Source organism: Microbacterium flavum (assembly GCF_018717645.1).
GTDB lineage: Bacteria > Actinomycetota > Actinomycetes > Actinomycetales > Microbacteriaceae > Microbacterium > Microbacterium flavum.
In genome coordinates, this window is record NZ_JAFLHG010000009.1 from 144,274 (window position 1) to 161,651 (window position 17,378).

Consider the following 17,378-nt stretch of genomic DNA (forward strand, 5'->3'; position numbering starts at 1 on the left):
GCCTCACGGGACGGGGTTAAAGGTTGCTGATGACGACCATTCTAGCGTGACCTGTGCGAGGCCATCGTGCCGAGGAGCGCGACGGCGACCTCTTCGAGCACATGGGTGCGACGATCGAGCCGTGCGACCTGCGCGTCGAAGGCATCCAGGTCGATGCGACGTCCGTCGCGCCACGTCTCGACGACGGTGACGTCCTCCGTGAGGCGCAACGGGTCGACGGCGGTCGGGTCGGCGGAGAGGACGGTGAAGTCGGCGCGCCTGCCCGCGGCGATGACGCCGAGGTCGGGCCGGCGGATGTGCGCGGCCGCGACGCGGGTGTGCGCACGCAGGGCGTCCTCCACGCTCATGCGCTGCTCCGGTCCGTGCTCCTGCCCCGAGGAGGTGCGCCGGGTCACGGCGGCCTGGATGTTGCGGAGCGGCACGGGCGGGCTCACCGATCCGTCGTTGTGGAAGCTCACCGAGGCACCCGCCGTGATCGCGTCCGAGAAGCGCTGCCACTGGGAGCCGATCTCGTGGGGGAACAGCTCTCCGTCCAGGACGTCGCCCCAGTAGAGGAATTGGAACGGGGCCATGGACACCGCGATGCCGAGCCGAGCGGCGCGCGCGAACTGATCCGCGCGGGCACCGCCGACATGCTCCACGCGCCAGAGATGATCTGTGCCGCGGAGCGAGCGGGCATCCAGGGCGCGTTCGTAGGCGTCGAGCACGCGATCCAGCGCATAGTCGCCGTTCACATGGATCGAGAACTGCCACTCGGTGCCCGCGAACCGCTCCAGAAGCGCGTCGAGCTCAGCGGGTGTGTAGTTCATCGCGGCCTCCCGCGAGGGACCGATCGGGATGCCGGCTGCGCGGACCGTCTCGGTGTCGGCGTACGGATACGTCGAGGCGATGTTCCCCACCCACGGCGACCCGTCGGCCCAGATCTTGATGCCGACCTTCCGCACCATGTCCGAGTGCACGAGACCCGGGAGCGCGTGCAGCGCCCGCTTGTCGGTGGACATGTGGTACAGCGAGAGCCGCAGCGGCGTGTCGTGGTGCGCGCCGAGGGCCACGACGAGGGGCAGCAGGGCGCTCGTGAACGTGTGGTCGGTCGTCGCCGTGATGCCGTTCTCGGCCATCAGGCGGTACCACTTGGCCGCTCCGGCGAGGGGGTCCAGCCCGGCGGCGGCGATCATCGGCAGAGCGACCGCCATCACCGCGGGCATCTCGTAGGCACGACCGTCGGACCGTCCGTCCGCGCGGCGCCCGTAGCGCCCTCCGGTGGGGTCGACCGGCGGCTCGGCACCGTCCCAGCCGAGCGCCGTGATGTGCGCCGTATTGAAGTAGGCCTCGTGGCCCGAGTTGTCGAGGACGAGCACGGGCCGCGACGGGAAGAACAGGTCCAGCTCATCCCGCCCGATCTCCGGGGCGGACTGGAGGATGCGGTCGAGCCCGTTGAAGACGAGGGCCTTGCCCGCCGGCGTCTGCGCGTCGAGAGTGCGGAACAGCGCCGCCACCTCGTCGTAGCTGCCGTAGCCGACGTAGGGGGCGATCCAATGGGTCGGCGGCATGCAGACCATCCCGCTGAACAGCGGATGACTGTGCGCGTCGATGAATCCTGGGACGACGACCGCCGTGCCGAGATCGACGGCCTCCGCGCCCGGATGCGCGGCCACGAGCTCGGATCGGGTCCCCACCTGGACGATCATCCCGCTCCGGGTGTCGACAGCGACCGCCTCCGCCCGCGGGGCGTCATCGTCCATCGTGATGATCGCCGCTGACGTCACGATCTTGTCCGCGCCTCTCATCCGGCCAGTCTGGCCGGTTGCCGCCGGAGGCGCCAGCGGGGTGGCCGGTCGCCCCCGCGCGCAGGGCGAGGGCGACCGGCCACGGACCACGCGGATCGGATCAGCGTCGGAGTCCGCCCTGGTCCACGAGGGTCGTGGTGTTGCTCGCCGTCCGGATCGCGGCCGCGTAGAACTCGAGCGTGATGCGGGCGAAGATCAGGTAGACGAGGGCGATCAGCGGGCCGAGGATCAGCACCACGAGCCCGAGCCAGACGCTCGCGGCGAACGAGGAGATCACCGCGATGATGTAGCCGATCACGATCAGCACCGTCACGAGGCCGTAGAGCACGCCGAGGACCTTCGTGGTGATGAACTTGGAGAAGCTGTAGTCGAACAGACCCGCGAAGAAGCCGGGCGTGCTCACTCCCGAGATCGTGTTGCCGAAGGACTGCGCCGCACCGCTCGCGACGTTCTCCCACTCGTTCTGACCGGGTGTCGGCGGCGGCGTCGGGGGTCCCGCAGGCCCGGACCCGGATCCGGGCTGAGGGGGAATGGGCGGGGGGTTCTGATCACTCATGACGACTCCTTCGCGACGACGCCGGCGCGGATGCCCCGGTGTTCTGCGGCTCACGATAGCGGCGGGCAGGCAGACCACGGGGCCGTGTGACCCCGGGAGTCGGAGTGTCGCCCGACCGGACTCAGAGGGCGGGGTCGCGGGCGCCGAGGAGACGTCGGACGAGGGCACGCGAGACGGTCAGCGTCACCAAGAGCAGCGTGACCGACCAGAACCCGCCGAGGCTGACGGCGTCGCCGAAGAGGAGGTCTTCGAGCCACAGGACGACGAACTTGCTTCCCGGCAGAAGAAGCACGAGCATCACGAGCGACGTCGCCCGCCGCAGCGGGCCCGAGGCTGCGCGCAGCCGCGAGAGCACCGCCTTCTTCAGGCGCAGGACGCCCTCGAGGACGAGCTTCAGCACGATCGCCGTCAGCAGCGACGTCGCGAAGCTCTCGGAGATCACGCCCGGCACGAACTGGACGGCCAGGTTCAGGATGACGACGTAGACGAACACGTCGACGACATCCAGCGAGGTGATCCTCATGGCGTGCACCTTATCCGGTTGCGTGCGGGGCGGGCGCAGGGCGGGCGAATTACAGATCTTGATCAGGTCTATCTTGCGCGTTGGAGTGTCGGACCGCCTCGGCAGAAGAGGGGTACGGACCTCCTCACGCACCCGCTTGACGATCTGCACGCGCAGGTCGCCGGGGTGCTGGCCGGATGCCTGTCGACCCGCTCTCTGCGACGCGCCTCAGTGAGCGAGCTCGCGCAGCAGCTCGGCGCGATCGGAGGCATCCAGCGTCTCATCGAGGCTCTCCTCGTCGAGGCGACCGGCGAGATCCTGCGGCGGTCGGAGAATCCTGTCCGCGATGAGCGGATGACCTCGCACCTCGGATGCCGTGATGTCGGCGAACTGCTCCAGACACTGACCCGGAACGACGGCCGGTCCGCGGCGCGGCTGCAGCGCGCGGCGCGGGCAGTGCGGGGCACGCTGTTGCCGGAGGTGGCGGCGCAGCTGCAGACGATCTTCGACGCCCACCTCGCCCCCGCCGTCGTGTTCGACGACCCGTGCGCGGATGCTTCGGGCGGTGACGGCCCGGCCCCGTATCCCCGCGATGAGCGCACCCGGCCGCAGAAGCAGCACGATGCCCTCGCTGCGGCGCTCGCCGTCGCGGCATCCAGCGGTCTTCTGCCGACGATCGGCGGGCACGCGCCGACGCTCGTCGTATCCGTCGACGCCGAGGACCTCGTCTCCGGCCGCGGGTACGCGCATCTGCAGGGCGATGAGCAGCCCGTGAGCATCGGCGTCGCCCGCCACATCGCGTGTGGTGGCGTGATTCAGCGGATTTCCACACGTCCCGACGGACGGATCGTCGCGATCGGCACGGAAGAGCGCGTCTTCCACCGGCACCAGCGTCGCGCGATCGCGCTCCGTGACGGCGGATGTGTGATCCCCGGCTGCGGCGTCCCCGCGGGCTGGTGCGAGATCCACCACGTAGCCGAGCACGCCAGAGGGGGCACGACCCACACGGACAACGGCGTGCTGCTCTGCTGGTACCACCATCGATTCCTCGATCGGATCGGCTGGCAGCTCCGGATGAACGCGGGTGTCCCAGAGATCAAGGCACCCCCATGGTTCGGTATCGATCACCGATGGCGGGCCGTCACCACCTCGCCGGTGCGACTCAGGAAGCGGTTACTGAAGACCTGAGCGGTGGGGCGACCCCTCGACAGGCTCGGGGACCGGCGACGGCCGGGACGACCCCTCGACGAGCTCGGCGACCGGGCGAGGGGCCGGGACGACCCCTCGACGAGCTCGGGGACCGAGGGGGCGGGTCAGGAGGCGGCGGAGGACGCGGTCTCGACGATCCGCGACGCGCGGATCGGGTGTCCCGGCGTCGTGATGCACTGCCCCGACGCCAGGTCCCACTTCCAGTCGTGAAGCGCGCAGGTGAGCACGCCGTCCTCGATCTTGCCGGTCTTGGTGAGGTCGGCGCGCAGGTGCGGGCAGCGGCGCTGCACGGTCCAGCCGTCGATCTCGGCATCCTCGGTCTGGTCGGACTGCTCCGCGTACCAGTTCTCGACGTATTCGATCCGGTCGCGCGACAGGCACTTCAGGAAGGTGGTCAGGAACTCGTTGAACTTGCCCGAGCGTCCCACCTCGAACTGCATGGACAGGAAGATCGAGTTCGACCAGTCGATCTCACCGTCGGCGATGTTCGTGGAGACGAGGTCGGCAGGAATCGTGTACCAGTAGATGCACTCCTCCCCCGCGTACTCGCGGACCTTCGCCTTGGGGAAGTCGACGACCATGTCGAGCTCGCCGATGCGGAAGCGGACGTTGCCGCCGACACCCATCCGGATCGTCCGCGCGCGGCGCAGGAGGGGCTCCCACCACTCCTTGATCGCGGTGAGCATCTCCTGCGGAGGGAGGATCGGGGCGCGGCGCGCGACCTCCGCGGCGACCTCGTCCTGGCGCGCGTCGCGCTGGGATGCCAGGTAGTCCCACTTCTCGTCGAAGATGCGGTCGATCTCCTCGGCCGTGTACAGCGTCTGGGTGACCGTGAGGGCGCCGCCATCGAGGTCCACCTGCGTGCCCGGGACGAACTCATAGCCGTTCTGCGCGGGGCGCTCGGCGCGCATGTGCGCGAGGAACTGGCGCTGGTCGGTGAAGATCGAGTCGTTCTCCGTGCCGTACCCGTTGAAGCGGAAGAGCTCTTCGCGCAGGAACATCGGCGGCCCCGCCATCGGGAAGACGTGCTCGGCGTCGACCTTCTCGATGTAGTACATCGCACGCTTGTTCTGCGCGTCGCGCTTGAGCTGCGCGAAGTTCTGCTTCGCCTCCTGCGGCAGGTCGTAGACCATCGGCCACCAGATCGCGCCGGACACCTGGGTGAAGTAGGCGTCGGGCTTCGAGAACGACAGCAGCCTCTCCAGGTCGAGCGGATGCGAGTCGTTCTGGTTGAGGATCGACGCGGTGCCGTCGTCGACGGACAGGGACGAGTCGCCGATCGGTCCGTCGCTCGGCGCGCGCAGCGGCGTGACCATGATCTTCAGCCCGCCCGGGTACTCGAGCGTCTCGCCGGGCTGCGTGTAGACGATGTTCTCGTATCCGAGCGCGCGGATATCGTTCTCGAGGTCGTCCGTCGGGTACGCCGGGAGCAGCACCTGGATGTCCTTCGGGACGTAGCGCTCGAGCAGCGCCGGGTCGAAGTGATCGCGGTGCCGGTGCGAGATGTACAGGAAGTCGGCCTGACCGAAACGCTCCCAGTCGAGGCCCCGATTGTCGGGGAACGGGAACCACGAGCCGAAGAAGCTCGGCCCCTTGACCGGGTCGCAGAGGATCGATCCACCGGCCGTTTCGATGAACATGCCTGCGTGACCGAGACCTGTGATGCGCATTGATGACCTCCTGGGGACGAGCGACGACGAGTCTACGCGGGGGCGGAGCGCGGAGCCTGTCGGCTGGCCGGGAATAGCGCCGCGGCGCCGCCGGCCGCCGTTCTCGTCCTGCCGTTCAGGGCTCGAGCAGGGTCCGGATGTCGTCGGCGGTGAGTTCGCGCGCGAGCAGACCGTCATCGCCGTCGATGACCGAGCGGAACAGGCGCGCCTTGCGCTGCTGGAGCGCGAGCACCTTCTCCTCGATCGTCCCGTTGGCGATGAGGCGGTACACCGTGACGGGGTTCGTCTGCCCGATCCGGTGCGTCCGGTCCACGGCCTGCGCCTCGGCCGCCGGGTTCCACCACGGGTCGAGGAGGAAGACGTAGTCGGCTTCGGTGAGGGTCAGCCCGAATCCGCCCGCCTTGAGACTGATGAGGAAGACGGGCGCATCCCCCTCGCGGAAGGCCTGTACCACCTGATCACGCCGCCGCGTGGCACCGTCGAGGTCCTGGTGCGCGATCCCGTGCGCATCGAGGTCGGCGCGCACGAGGTCGAGGAACGAGGTGAACTGGCTGAACACGAGAGCGCGGTGACCCTCGGCGATGAGTTCGTGCAGGCGCTCGCGCAGGGCGTCGAGCTTTGCCGAGCGGATGCCGCGCGGCGCCCGCGCACTGCCACGTTCGCCGTCACCGCCCTCCCCGCCGTCCCCCGGGCCTCGGGACGCGGACGGGGTCGCCGGGGCGGCATCCACCAGCAGCGGCGACAGCGCCAGACGACGAAGGAGAGTGAGCGAGCGGAACACGATGAAGCGGTTCCGATCGAGATCCTCCAGCAACCCGAGCACCTTCCGGCGCTCGCGCTGGAGGACCGCGTCGTAGATCGCCCGATGCGCGGCGCCCAGCTCCACGCGCAACTCCTGCTCCTGACGCGCGGGGAGCTCGGGCGCGACGACCTCCTTCGTCCGACGCAGGACGAACGGCCGCAGCCGGGCGCGCAGCCGGGCGAGGCGGGCATCGCGATAGCCGGATCCCTCCGCGTTCTCGGGGACCTTCCCGCGCTCGATCGGCCCGACGTACTCCTCGCGGAAGCGGCGCGGCGAAGGGAAGAGCCCCGGGCAGGTGAGCGAAAGGATCGCCCACAGCTCGGTGAGCGAGTTCTCCAACGGCGTTCCGGTGACAGCGAGCACCATATCGGCACGCACCCGCGCCGCCGCGCGGTGCTGACGGGTCGCCGCGTTCTTCACGAACTGCGCCTCATCGAGCACGACCACCGCCCAGGATGCCGCCGCGTAGGCATCCTCGTCCAGGCGGAGCAGTCCGTAGGAGGTCACCACGATGTCGGCGTCGAGGTCGGCGAGCCGCGTTCTCGTCTTCCCGAGGGTCGCGCCCTGCACGTGCACCCGGAGGCCGGGCGTGAACCGTGCGGCTTCGGACCTCCAGGCATCCATCACCGACGTCGGAGCGACGACGAGGAACGGGCGACGCTCCCCCTCCGCGCGCACGTGGGCGAGGAAGGCCAGCACCTGGAGCGTCTTGCCGAGCCCCATGTCATCCGCGAGTACGCCGCCGAGGCGATGCCGCCACCACAGCGCAAGCCGGTCGAGGCCCTCGCGCTGGTAGGGGCGGAGCTCCGCGTCGACCCCCGCCGGAAGCGGCACCCGCGTCGGAGCCCCTCCTTCGCGGAGCGCCCGCGCCGCCTCGCGCCAGGCGATGGCGGGAACCGCCTCGTCGGCGAGGTCTTCGAAGTCCTCCCACAGCGGCAAGTGGTACCGGCCGATACGAGGCCCCGTCTCCCACTCGGCGATCTCTGCGGCCTCTTCGAGGAGATCACGGAGGCGATCGAGCGCCGGGTGCGCGAGGGAGAAGTAGCTGCCGTCGACGAGCAGGAGCTTCTTGCGGTGCTGAGCGAGCGCGGTGAACAGGGGCTTGAAGGGGATGCGCCGCCCGTCGATCTCGACGATGACACCCAGGTCGAACCAGTCCGGGTCCGGGCTCTCGACGGTCGAGACGGTGATGCGCGGGTCGCCGAGCAGCTCGCGGTAGGCGGGGCGCCGCCCGCGGGTCTCCACACGGACGAGGTCGCTCTCCTCGAGGGCGGGAAGGATGCGCGCGACGAACTCCGCGGCATCCACCCCCTCCAGGCGCGCTTCGGCGGCGAAGTCGACCTCCGGTGCGAGCCTCCACGCGGCGTCGACTGCCGCGCGCAGCTCCTCCTCGACGACGTCGTCCGGACGAATCTCCGCCCACGGGTCCCGGTCGATGCCCTCGCGCAGCCATTCGAGCCGATAGTCGAGGACGTCGTCCTCTTCGAAGGCCACCGTGACGACGAGGATCGTGGGGTCGGGCTCGGGCAGGCGGAGGCCCCCGTCGGTCGCGACGGCGCTCTCCCGGCGCAGGCGCGGCAGTGCCTCCCGGGCGAAGGCCGGCACGTCCGCCGCCGGGACGCGGAGCCCTCCTTCCGCGGCGAGGAGCGCTCGGAACCCCTCACCCAGGTCCGCGGGAGCGAGGGTCAGCGAGATGCCGCGGCGCTCCGCGACGGCCGCGTAGAAACCCGCCTCGCCGACGGGGTGGATGCTGCGCGGATCGAGGGTGCCGCCGGAGAGCAGCACCTCGGCGGTCACCGTCACCGCGCCGCCGCGCGCCGGCGCCACCCGCACGGTCGTCGCCGCATCGGATGCGAGCAGCACGCGCTGCGCCTTCGCCGCGGAGACGATCGGGATGCCGAGGGCCTGGGCGGACGCGAGGTGCGGCCAGAGGAGAGGCGACGTCACGGTGTCGAGCGTGACCCACTCCGAGTCGTCCCGGAGCGCCGCGAGCAGCCGCGCATCGTGGGCGAGGCCGTACAGGTCCACGAACCACGCCCGCTGGCGCGCGGCGACCGCCCCCGCCCCGCGCCGCAGCCGGTCCCACGAGACCCCGCCGCGGACCCACGCGCCGCCGTCCCGGCCCCAGGGATCCCCGCGCGAGGACTCTCCGCGTGCGAGCGGCCTCAGGCCCACCAGGAGATCGGCATCGCGGTCGCCGAGGTCCTCCGCGGTGGCCGCGCGGACGCGGCGCGGCCCCCAGTGGGCCGTGGCCGCCGACTCGCGACGGCGGAGCTCGACGCCCAGCGCGAGGGTGTCCCCGGCATCCGCTGCGGGTGGCAGCAGCACCGAGCGCCAGGAGTCCATGACATCCATCCTGCCCGTCTTACACTGAGCGGATGCCCCTCGCGATCGCGTTCGCCCTCATCGCGCTCGTCCTGTTCGTCTGTGCGTCGATCGCACGGCGCCGGGCACTCGCCCTCCCCCGCTCGCTCACCGCCGAGTACTCCCCCGTGCAGCCCCCGAAGCGGGCGGCCGGCCCGGTCGGCGACGCCATCCTCGCGGGCCGGGATCGGCGCGCGGTCGCCGCGGGCCTCCTGCATCTGGCCACCTCGCGGAAGGTGCGACTCGTCGCCGAGACGACCGCGCGCGGCCGAGCCGCGGTCGGCGTGGAGGTGGTGGAGGGTGCGGAGTTCACCGAGGAGGACACGGAGCTCCTGGAGACCCTCTTCGGCCCTGGACATCCTCAGGGCAGGGTGCGCCGGTTCTCCAAGGACCGGCGCGCGGTGGGCCGGCGCGTGCGCGCCTTCGTCGACCGTCGCGCGGCGGTGCTGAGACGTCGCGGTCTCCTCCGCCCGGACGGCGTTCCCGCGCGCCTCGTCCTGCGCGTCGCGTGCGGCATCCTGCTGCTGATCGTCGTCCCCGCGGCCGCGATCCTCCTCGTCGCCGGGGTGTGGCTGCCCGGAGCGCTGTGCGCGTCCGCCGTGGCCCTCGCCGTGGCGGCGCTCTGGCTCCTCCCTCCCGGCGAACGACGGCGACCGACACTCGACGGCGATCGGCGACGACGCCACCTCGACGGGCTGCGTCAGTACATGGTCCTCGCCGAGGCCGACCGGATCCGCTTCCTGCAGTCGCCGGAGGGCGCGCTGTCAGCGCCGATCGCCGCCGGGGCGGCAGCCGATGCCGATGGCGCGCTCGCGGCATACGTCCTCGACGAGAAGCTGCTGCCGTACGCGGTCATCTTCGGGATCGAGCGGCGCTGGCTCGCCCACCTGAAGATCGCCTATCAGAACGTGGACGGGCGCCTGATCGAGGAGACCCTGTCCCACGCCTCCGACCTCCTGCTGGTCGCCGAGGCGTTGGGCGATCTCGCCGATATCGGCTTCGCCGTCGCCGACCTCGTCTCCTCCGGCGGCGACGCGCTGGAGGTTGTCGGAGGGGTGTTCGACGCCCTCAACTGAGCGCGTTCCTCCGATCCCGCTCCTCACGGCGCGGATGCCGAGGGATCAGCCGGCGCGGTCGATGCGGGCGAGCACGCCGTGGACGAACGAACCCGAGTCGTCGGTGGAGAACTCTTTCGCGAGTTCCACCGCCTCGTCGATCGCGACGGCCGTCGGGACCTCGTCGTTGAAGAGGATCTCCCAGACGCCGATGCGGAGGATGGCGCGGTCGACGGCCGGCATCCGCTCGAGCTTCCAATCGCGCGCATGCGTCACGATCTGCTCGTCGATCGCCTCGTGGTTGTCGATCACGCCGTCGACGACCTCGCGCGCGTAGAGCCAGGAGGCCTCGCGCGCCGGTTCGCTGGCGGCGCGCTTCGCCTCGGCGGCGAGCGTGACGGCGAGGTCGTCGCCGCGGACGTCGGACTGGAAGAGGATGTCGAGGGCGCGCTTGCGCGCCTTGGACCGAGCGCTCATCGCTTCAGGCCCCGGGAATCAGTTGACGCGGCCGAGGTAGTCGCCCGTGCGGGTGTCGACCTTGACCTTCGTGCCCTGCTCGACGAACAGCGGCACCTGGATCTCGTAGCCGGTCTCCACCGTCGCAGGCTTGGTGCCGGCCGACGAGCGGTCGCCCTGCAGGCCCGGCTCGGTGTAGGTGATCTCCAGCACGACGGACGCGGGCATCTCGACGTAGAGGGGGTTCTCGTTGTTCAGCGCGATCTGCACCTGCTGGTTCTCGAGCAGGAAGTTCGCGGCATCGCCGACGGTGGCGGCGCCCACGGAGAGCTGGTCGTAGTTGTCGACGTCCATGAACACGAAGCTGTCGCCGTCGTTGTACAGGTAGGTGAAGTCGCGGCGGTCGACGCTCTCGAGCTCGACCTTGGCGCCCGCGTTGAACGTGCGATCGACGACCTTGCCGGTCATGACGTTCTTCAGCTTCGTGCGGACGAACGCGCCACCCTTGCCGGGCTTGACGTGCTGGAACTCCACGACGCTCCAGAGCTGTCCGTCGATGTTGAGGACGACGCCGTTCTTGATGTCTGCGGTCGATGCCATGAGTGTGGAGTTTCCGTTTCGTGTGAGAAGCGACCGAACGGCCGACATCCGATTCTACGGGATGCCGGGCGTCCCGCCGGTAGGGGGGGCCCGCCGACGGTCGCGCGCGGCGACGGATCACCCCTGTGTGGCCGCCTGGACGTCCGCTTCGCGGTACCACGTCTGCTCGTTCGGCGGCGCCTGCGAGGTGAAGAGGCGGTCGTAGCGGGCGTCGTCCGACGTCGTGGTCAGCGGAGCGCCCGACCGGGCGCCGGCAGGACAGTAGATTCCGCGCGCCCCTCCATCGTCTCCCACGATCACCGCCAGGCAGGGCGTGACGCCCATCTCGTCCGGCGCCGAGGCGATCGGCGCCCCGCCGGTGCCGACCGTCATGCAGGTGCCCGGGTCATCCGCGCGGCACCACGTGCCCCCGATCTGCGAGAGCGCCGGCGTCGCCGATGCCGACGGTGTCGCTGAGGAGGTCGGTGTCGAGGACGCCGTCGCGTGTGTCGGAGACGGGGAGGTGACCGACGGGGGCGCGGCCTCCGTCGCCGTGCCGTCCGAAGCGCCCCCTCCCGCACACCCCGCAAGACTCAATCCGGCGGCGAGCAGCACGCCCCAGAGGGCGATCCTTCTGCGCATGATCGCTCCTCTCACGCCCGCGGCCGCGGGCCCGTCCGACTCGTCGCGGGGCGTCGGATGGCGCCGCTCGGGGCGACATCGCGATGCTACGCCGGCGGCATCCGCGGCCACTCCCCCTTGCGGCGACGATCGCCGCGTGCAAGCCGCTCAGCCTTCGGCGGCACCCGCGATGACGTCCAGGAGCAGGCGGGTCGCCCTCGCGTAGCCCGCCACTCCCTCACCGATGACGTGCACGACGGCGATGTCGGCGACGTAGGAGTGGTGCCGGAACTCCTCGCGCGCTCGGACGTCGGAGATGTGCACCTCCGCGACGGGCAGCGCGACGCCGGACAGCGCGTCCCGCAGCACGATCGAGGTGTGGGTCAGCCCGCCCGGGTTGATGACGATCCCGGCGCAGTCCTCTCGCGCCGCATGGATCGCGTCGATCAGCACGCCCTCATGATTGCTCTGGATCGCTCGGACCTCGACGCCGCGCTCGGCCGCGGTGTCGGTGACGAGGCGTTCGACGTCGGCGAGCGTCTCGTGCCCGTAGATCGCCGGCTCCCGGATGCCGAGGAGGTTCAGATTCGGGCCGTTGACGAGGAGGAGGCGGTGGGACGCGGTCACGCGAACACCCTATGCCCTCGCTCCCCCGCTCCCCTCAACCATCCGGAACCCCCTTGCCCCCGCTCCGCGGCGGGGCGGCGGCGTGTCCCCTTTACGGCTGTTTCCCGCAGTGAGAACCGACCGTTTCAGGGACATGCCTCACTCGGAGTGGGACGAGGGGTGGCCGGGGTGGGACGACGGGCTGACCAGAGGTCAGGACGCCGCGATCTCCTGGTACGCGGCGAAGAGCAGCGACTCGTCGGGCGCCTGCAGCACGGTCGGCTTGGCGATGTCATCGAGGACGATGAAGCGGAGCATCGACCCGCGGGTCTTCTTGTCCCGCTGCATCGAGGAGAGCAACTGGGGGAACGCCCCCGCGCGATACGTCGTCGGCAGGCCCAGCAGCTCGAGGATGTCGCGGTGACGCTGCGCCGCGGCATCCGACAGCCGCCCCGCGAGCCGCGACAGCTCGGCCGCGAACATCATGCCGACCGAGATCGCCGCGCCGTGGCGCCACTGGTAGCGCTCGGCGTGCTCGATCGCGTGGCCGAGGGTGTGGCCGTAGTTGAGCACTTCGCGCAACCCTGCCTCGCGCAGGTCCTCGCCGACGACGCGCGCCTTCATCTCGATGGCGAGCTCGATGCAGCGCCGGAAGGCGGGGGATGCCGGGTCGACGGCCGCCTCGGGATCCGCCTCGATCAGGTCGAGGATCTCCGGATACCAGATGAAGCCCGCCTTCACGACCTCGGCGAAACCCGCGACGCGCTCATTTCGGCTCAGCGTGTCGAGCATCTCGAGGTCGCAGATCACCGCGACCGGCGGCCAGAACGCGCCCACGAGGTTCTTGCCCTCGGCGGTGTTGATGCCGGTCTTGCCGCCGACCGCGGCATCCACCATGCCGAGCACCGTCGTCGGCACCTGCACCACGGCGACTCCGCGCAGCCACGTCGCCGCGACGAAGCCCGCGAGATCGGTCACCGCTCCCCCGCCGAAGCCGACGACCGCGTCGGTGCGCGTGAAGTCGGCCTGCCCCATGACCTGCCAGCAGAATGCCGCGACCTCGACGCGCTTGCCGGTCTCGGCATCCGGGATCTCGGCGAGCAGCACCTGACGCCGGCCGGAGCTCTGGAGGAGCTCGCGCAGCGCGCTGGCCTGGGCGGAGAGCGTCGGCGGGTGGACGATCAGCACCTTTCGCACCGCGTCCGGCAGAGCGCCTTCGACGAGCGGGAGGATGCCGCGGCCGATCGTGATGTCGTAGGGGGCATCGCCCGCGACGCTGATGACGGTCGTGTCGGTCATGCGCTCTCCTGGGGGGTCTCGTTCTCGCGCACCCACTCCACGATGCGGGTGACGACATCGATCAGGGGGCCGGAGGAGGTGTCGAAGGTGACGTGGGCCACCTCTTCGTAGATCGGGCGGCGCTCGTCGTAGATGCGGGTCCACCGTCCGATCGGGCCTTCCGCACCGGCGTCATCGCCACCGAGGAGCGGGCGGCCGGCGCCGCCGATCCGTCCGGCGACCACCTGGTCCGACACGGTCAGCAGGACGACGCGGTGGTCGGCGATCGCGGCGCGCGTCTGCGGGTCGAGGACCGCCCCTCCGCCGAGCGCGACGACGCCGCCCGCGCTGAGCGCCTCGGCGACGGCGGCGCGCTCGAGGGCGCGGAAATGCTCTTCACCGTGCTCGGCGAACAGCCGCGGAATGGGCCCGTGATCACGCACGACGACCTTGTCCGTGTCGGCGAAGGGTCGCCCGAGGGCCCGAGCGACGCGTCGTCCGACGCTCGTCTTGCCCGCGCCCATCGGGCCGACGAGGACGATCGATGACGTCATCCGAGCGCGTCGTCGCTGTCGGGCGACGTACGGAGCGTGTCCGGGATGGCGGCGAGGTATCCCTCGAGGTTGCGACGGGTCTCCGCGACGGCGTCGCCGCCGAACTTCTCCAGCACCGCCTCGGCCAGGATGACCGCGACCATCGCCTCGGCGACGACGCCGGCCGCGGGGACGGCGCAGACGTCGGAGCGCTGGTGGTGCGCTGTCGCCTCCTCGCCGGTGGCCACGTCGATCGTGCGCAGGGCATGCGGAACGGTCGCGATCGGCTTCATCCCCGCGCGGACGCGCAGGACGGTGCCCGTGGACATGCCGCCCTCGGTACCGCCGGCGCGGTCGGAGGCGCGCGTGATGCCCTCGGATGCCGCGAACAGCTCGTCGTGGGCGGCGGACCCACGGCGGCGGGTCGTCTCGAAGCCGTCGCCGACCTCGACGCCCTTGATCGCCTGGATCGACATCAGGGCCTGCGCGAGCCTGCCGTCCAGGCGCCGGTCCCACTGCACGTGCGACCCGAGCCCCGGGGGCACACCGTAGGCGAGCACCTCGACGATCCCGCCGAGGGTGTCGCCGTCCTTCTTCGCGGCATCCACCTCGGCCACCATCGCGGCCGACGTCGCGGCGTCGAAGCAGCGCAGCGGATCGGCGTCGAGCGCGTCGACGTCATCGGGCACGGGCAGCGCCGCGCCGTCGGGCACGCGCACCGGACCGATCGAGAGGGTGTGGCTGACCAGGCGGATGCCGAGCTCGGCGAGGAAGGCGCGGGCGATGGCGCCGAGCGCCACCCGCGCCGCCGTCTCACGCGCGCTCGCGCGCTCGAGGATCGGGCGGGCCTCGTCGAAGCCGTACTTCTGCATGCCGACGAGGTCGGCGTGGCCGGGGCGCGGGCGCGTCAGGGCGGCGCCGCGGCCTCGCGACTTCTCGGTCAGCTCCACCGGTTCGGCGCTCATGACCTCGATCCACTTGGGCCACTCGGTGTTCCCGATGCGCAGGGCGATCGGGCTGCCCATGCTGAAGCCGTGGCGCACGCCGGCGGAGATGGTCAGTTCGTCCTCTTCGAACTTCATCCGCGATCCCCGGCCATAGCCGAGCTTGCGGCGCGCCAGATCCGCCTGGATCGCGGCGCGGGAGATGGGGACGCCGGCGGGCAGTCCCTCCAGGAAGGCGACGAGTTCGGGGCCGTGCGATTCGCCGGCCGTGAGCACGCGGAGCATCCGTCTAGTCTCCCACGAGCGCGGAGCGCATGACGGCCACGACGGACTCCTCGTCGGGCAGCGGCTCGGCCACATCGCCCGTCGCGAAGGCGCGGATCTGGAGCACGGCCTGCCGCAGCAGCATCCCCAGGCCGCTGACGGCCGGCGCGCCCGCCCGCTGCCAGGCATCCGCGAGCGGGGTCGGCCAGTGTCCGTAGACCACGTCGTACAGCAGCCCCCCGCCCGTGGCGAGCCGCTCCGCCGCCTCCGCGGGCAGAGCCGCGCCGCCGGGCAGCGTCGAGATCGTGAGAGGCACGGATGCCGGGGCCACCGTCTCGAGTGGGGCGACCGACACGGCCACCCCGAGCCGGTCCCCCAGTGCGGCGAGGGGCTGCGCGGCATCCGGGCGCCGCGCCGCGACCTCCACCGCCCGGGCGCCGAGCTGCGCGAGGGCGACCAGCGCCGAGGTGGCGGTCGCGCCCGCCCCGACGATGCGGGCGACCTCGAGGGTGTCGAGGCCCTGCGCACGGACATCGGCGACGATCCCGCCGACGTCCGTGTTGACACCGAGGCGCCGACCGCCGGCGAAGACGAGGGTGTTCACGGCGCCGGTCAGCTCCGCCGCAGGGTCGAGGTCCGTCGCCGCCCGGAACGCCTCCGCCTTCAACGGGAAGGTCAGCGACAGGCCGCGGTAGCTCGCGTCGAGGCCGTCGAGCGCCGAGCGGAAGCCCGCAGCGTCGACCTGCCTGCGGCCATAGGACCAGTCCCACCCGAGGTGCGCGTACGCGGCCGCGTGGATCCGCGGCGAGAGGCTGTGTGCGATGGGGTCGCCCCAGACCTCCAGGGTCGTCCCCGTCGGCGCGGTCGTCCCGGTCGGCAGGTCAGCAGTCGTCGCTGGCATTGGCGGCGCACCACTCCTGCCACTGCGCGACGGCCTTCTCGTGCTCCGCGTAGGTGTTCGTGAAGACCGTCTCGCCGGTGTCGAGGTTGACCGTCACGAAGTACAGCCACGGACCGTCGGCCGGATGCATGGCGGCATCGATCGCGAGATCCCCCGGGTTGGCGATCGGGCCGACCGGGAGCCCCGGGTGGAGGTACGTGTTCCACGGGTTGTCGTCCGCGAGTGCCTCGGCGGACGAACTGGCGGTCCCCTTGTTGATCTCGTTATACCCGTACTGCGCGGTCGAGTCCATCTGGAGGAAGCCGTGCGTCTCGTCGTTCTCCGGCGCGAGCCGGTTCTCGATGACGCGCGAGACCTTGTAGAAGTCCGCGGTGAATCTCGCTTCGCGCTGGATGATCGACGCGACCGTCAGAATCCGCTCGCGCTGGTCTGTGGGCACCCCGGCCGTGTCGAGGGACTGCACGGTGCGATCGACCATGGTCTGGATCACCTGCTGGGGCGTCGTCCCCGGGTCGAACGTGTAGGTCGCGGGGAAGAGCCAGCCTTCCAACGACGACGCGGCGACACCGTACGCCGACGGATCGGCGACGGCGGCCTGGAGGTCCGCCAGCGGAATGCCGGTGCCGTCGGAGACCCGCGTCAGGGTCGACTCCAGCGTGAGCCCCTCGGGAAGCTGGGCGGTGTTCTCGCGACGACTCGCGGGGTCCTTGAGGAGGGTCAGGGCGGCGGCCGAGGACATCTTCTGCTTGAGGGTGTACACGCCGGGCTGGAACTCGGGGTTCTGGGCGGTCTTGATGAGGTAGTCGTAGAAGGCGCTGTCGGTCTTCGTCACGCCGGCCTGGTACAGCGACGTGGAGATCGTCGCCCCCGTGTCGCCCGTCACGATGGTGACAGACGCGTCGCCTTCGGCGATGCCGTCCTCGTAGTCCTTCGGCTCCTCCCAGCCCATGAAGGCGCGGATCTTGTCCTCGTAGGTGTTCCAGACGTACAGGCCCCCGCCGGCGATGCCACCGAGGATCGCGAGGACGACCCCGAAGATCACCCACCCGGCGATGCGGCTCTTGCGCCGGTCGCGCTGGTGGCGCTCGATCCGGGCACGCTCTTCGCCGTCGTGCTGAGCCGCGGAGAACAGTGCCTCGACGCTGTTGGTCGCACGCGGGACGGGTGCGGGTTCCGGCGCCGCGTCCTCAGGCTGCGCACGACCCGTGGCCCGCGGGGCGGAGGCGGGTGCCGCCGCGGGGGCGTCCGCGT

Annotated in this window: 16 protein-coding genes; 2 read left to right on the forward strand and 14 right to left on the reverse strand. The window is 71.0% G+C overall.

Features of this window, described 5'->3' with window-relative positions; translation table 11 throughout:
* Positions 1–41: 41 nt before the first annotated feature.
* The 3 genes from J0P97_RS11060 to J0P97_RS11070 all read right to left on the reverse strand — a co-directional run bounded on the left by J0P97_RS11060 (position 42) and on the right by J0P97_RS11070 (position 2,866).
* Complete coding sequence (locus tag J0P97_RS11060) at positions 42–1,787, reverse strand: amidohydrolase (protein ID WP_215487841.1); 1,746 nt, start codon at positions 1,785–1,787, stop codon at positions 42–44.
* Positions 1,788–1,887: 100 nt separating this feature from the next.
* Positions 1,888–2,343 carry a DUF4282 domain-containing protein gene (locus J0P97_RS11065; RefSeq protein WP_215487842.1) on the reverse strand — a complete coding sequence of 152 codons (456 nt, stop codon included), beginning with the start codon at positions 2,341–2,343 and terminating at the stop codon, positions 1,888–1,890.
* Between the two features lie 121 nt (positions 2,344–2,464).
* Positions 2,465–2,866 (reverse strand): hypothetical protein, encoded by a 402-nt coding sequence (locus J0P97_RS11070; protein ID WP_215487843.1) that lies wholly within the window; start codon positions 2,864–2,866, stop codon positions 2,465–2,467.
* Positions 2,867–3,076: 210 nt separating this feature from the next.
* On the opposite strand from J0P97_RS11070, the gene J0P97_RS11075 reads away from it, so the two are divergent.
* Positions 3,077–4,033, forward strand: a complete 957-nt coding sequence (locus tag J0P97_RS11075; RefSeq protein ID WP_215487844.1) for an HNH endonuclease signature motif containing protein — start codon at positions 3,077–3,079, stop codon at positions 4,031–4,033.
* A 125-nt stretch (positions 4,034–4,158) separates the two neighbouring features.
* Here the strand turns inward: J0P97_RS11075 and J0P97_RS11080 are convergent, their stop codons facing one another.
* Together J0P97_RS11080 and J0P97_RS11085 are read right to left on the reverse strand one after the other, a co-directional pair.
* The gene (locus tag J0P97_RS11080; RefSeq protein ID WP_215487845.1) at positions 4,159–5,724 is read right to left on the reverse strand and encodes a Rieske 2Fe-2S domain-containing protein; all 1,566 of its coding nucleotides are present in this window, start codon (positions 5,722–5,724) and stop codon (positions 4,159–4,161) included.
* A 115-nt stretch (positions 5,725–5,839) separates the two neighbouring features.
* Positions 5,840–8,872: a DEAD/DEAH box helicase gene (locus J0P97_RS11085; RefSeq protein WP_246540243.1), complete on the reverse strand. Its 3,033-nt coding sequence runs from the start codon at positions 8,870–8,872 to the stop codon at positions 5,840–5,842.
* 32 nt (positions 8,873–8,904) lie between these two features.
* Between J0P97_RS11085 and J0P97_RS11090 the strand changes: the two genes are divergently transcribed.
* Positions 8,905–9,966, forward strand: a complete 1,062-nt coding sequence (locus J0P97_RS11090; protein WP_215487847.1) for a DUF2207 family protein — start codon at positions 8,905–8,907, stop codon at positions 9,964–9,966.
* A gap of 45 nt (positions 9,967–10,011) precedes the next feature.
* On the opposite strand, the gene nusB is transcribed toward J0P97_RS11090, so the two are convergent.
* The 9 genes from nusB to mltG all read right to left on the reverse strand — a co-directional run.
* The gene (nusB, locus tag J0P97_RS11095; RefSeq protein WP_215487848.1) at positions 10,012–10,422 is read right to left on the reverse strand and encodes a transcription antitermination factor NusB; all 411 of its coding nucleotides are present in this window, start codon (positions 10,420–10,422) and stop codon (positions 10,012–10,014) included.
* Positions 10,423–10,440: 18 nt separating this feature from the next.
* Entirely contained in the window at positions 10,441–11,001 is a 561-nt protein-coding gene (gene efp / locus J0P97_RS11100; protein WP_215487849.1) for an elongation factor P, read from the reverse strand.
* A 117-nt stretch (positions 11,002–11,118) separates the two neighbouring features.
* Positions 11,119–11,622 carry a hypothetical protein gene (locus tag J0P97_RS11105; protein WP_215487850.1) on the reverse strand — a complete coding sequence of 168 codons (504 nt, stop codon included), beginning with the start codon at positions 11,620–11,622 and terminating at the stop codon, positions 11,119–11,121.
* Between the two features lie 147 nt (positions 11,623–11,769).
* Entirely contained in the window at positions 11,770–12,228 is a 459-nt protein-coding gene (gene aroQ, locus J0P97_RS11110; protein WP_215487851.1) for a type II 3-dehydroquinate dehydratase, read from the reverse strand.
* 192 nt (positions 12,229–12,420) lie between these two features.
* Entirely contained in the window at positions 12,421–13,506 is a 1,086-nt protein-coding gene (gene aroB, locus J0P97_RS11115) for a 3-dehydroquinate synthase (protein WP_215487852.1), read from the reverse strand.
* Positions 13,503–14,039, reverse strand: a complete 537-nt coding sequence (locus tag J0P97_RS11120) for a shikimate kinase (RefSeq protein ID WP_215487853.1) — start codon at positions 14,037–14,039, stop codon at positions 13,503–13,505. Before J0P97_RS11120 ends, aroB begins: the two co-directional genes overlap by 4 nt.
* The gene (gene aroC / locus J0P97_RS11125) at positions 14,036–15,247 is read right to left on the reverse strand and encodes a chorismate synthase (RefSeq protein WP_215487854.1); all 1,212 of its coding nucleotides are present in this window, start codon (positions 15,245–15,247) and stop codon (positions 14,036–14,038) included. The genes J0P97_RS11120 and aroC overlap by 4 nt, the downstream gene beginning before the upstream one ends.
* 4 nt (positions 15,248–15,251) lie before the next feature.
* Positions 15,252–16,127, reverse strand: a complete 876-nt coding sequence (locus J0P97_RS11130; RefSeq protein WP_215487855.1) for a shikimate dehydrogenase — start codon at positions 16,125–16,127, stop codon at positions 15,252–15,254.
* Positions 16,108–17,378 (reverse strand): endolytic transglycosylase MltG (gene mltG / locus J0P97_RS11135; RefSeq protein WP_215487856.1); only part of this gene is annotated, 1,271 nt, incomplete at its 5' end. The genes mltG and J0P97_RS11130, both read right to left, overlap by 20 nt.

Excerpts from the sequence above, each read along its gene's own strand:
- J0P97_RS11060 (WP_215487841.1), bottom strand. The coding sequence starts at position 1,787 with ATGAGAGGCGCGGACAAGATCGTGACGTCAGCGGCGATCATCACGATG.
- J0P97_RS11065 (WP_215487842.1), bottom strand. The coding sequence starts at position 2,343 with ATGAGTGATCAGAACCCCCCGCCCATTCCCCCTCAGCCCGGATCCGGG.
- J0P97_RS11070 (WP_215487843.1), bottom strand. The coding sequence starts at position 2,866 with ATGAGGATCACCTCGCTGGATGTCGTCGACGTGTTCGTCTACGTCGTC.
- J0P97_RS11080 (WP_215487845.1), bottom strand. The coding sequence starts at position 5,724 with ATGCGCATCACAGGTCTCGGTCACGCAGGCATGTTCATCGAAACGGCC.
- J0P97_RS11085 (WP_246540243.1), bottom strand. The coding sequence starts at position 8,872 with ATGGACTCCTGGCGCTCGGTGCTGCTGCCACCCGCAGCGGATGCCGGG.
- J0P97_RS11090 (WP_215487847.1), top strand. The coding sequence starts at position 8,905 with ATGCCCCTCGCGATCGCGTTCGCCCTCATCGCGCTCGTCCTGTTCGTC.
- nusB (WP_215487848.1), bottom strand. The coding sequence starts at position 10,422 with ATGAGCGCTCGGTCCAAGGCGCGCAAGCGCGCCCTCGACATCCTCTTC.
- efp (WP_215487849.1), bottom strand. The coding sequence starts at position 11,001 with ATGGCATCGACCGCAGACATCAAGAACGGCGTCGTCCTCAACATCGAC.
- J0P97_RS11105 (WP_215487850.1), bottom strand. The coding sequence starts at position 11,622 with ATGCGCAGAAGGATCGCCCTCTGGGGCGTGCTGCTCGCCGCCGGATTG.
- aroB (WP_215487852.1), bottom strand. The coding sequence starts at position 13,506 with ATGACCGACACGACCGTCATCAGCGTCGCGGGCGATGCCCCCTACGAC.
- J0P97_RS11120 (WP_215487853.1), bottom strand. The coding sequence starts at position 14,039 with ATGACGTCATCGATCGTCCTCGTCGGCCCGATGGGCGCGGGCAAGACG.
- aroC (WP_215487854.1), bottom strand. The coding sequence starts at position 15,247 with ATGCTCCGCGTGCTCACGGCCGGCGAATCGCACGGCCCCGAACTCGTC.
- J0P97_RS11130 (WP_215487855.1), bottom strand. The coding sequence starts at position 16,127 with ATGCCAGCGACGACTGCTGACCTGCCGACCGGGACGACCGCGCCGACG.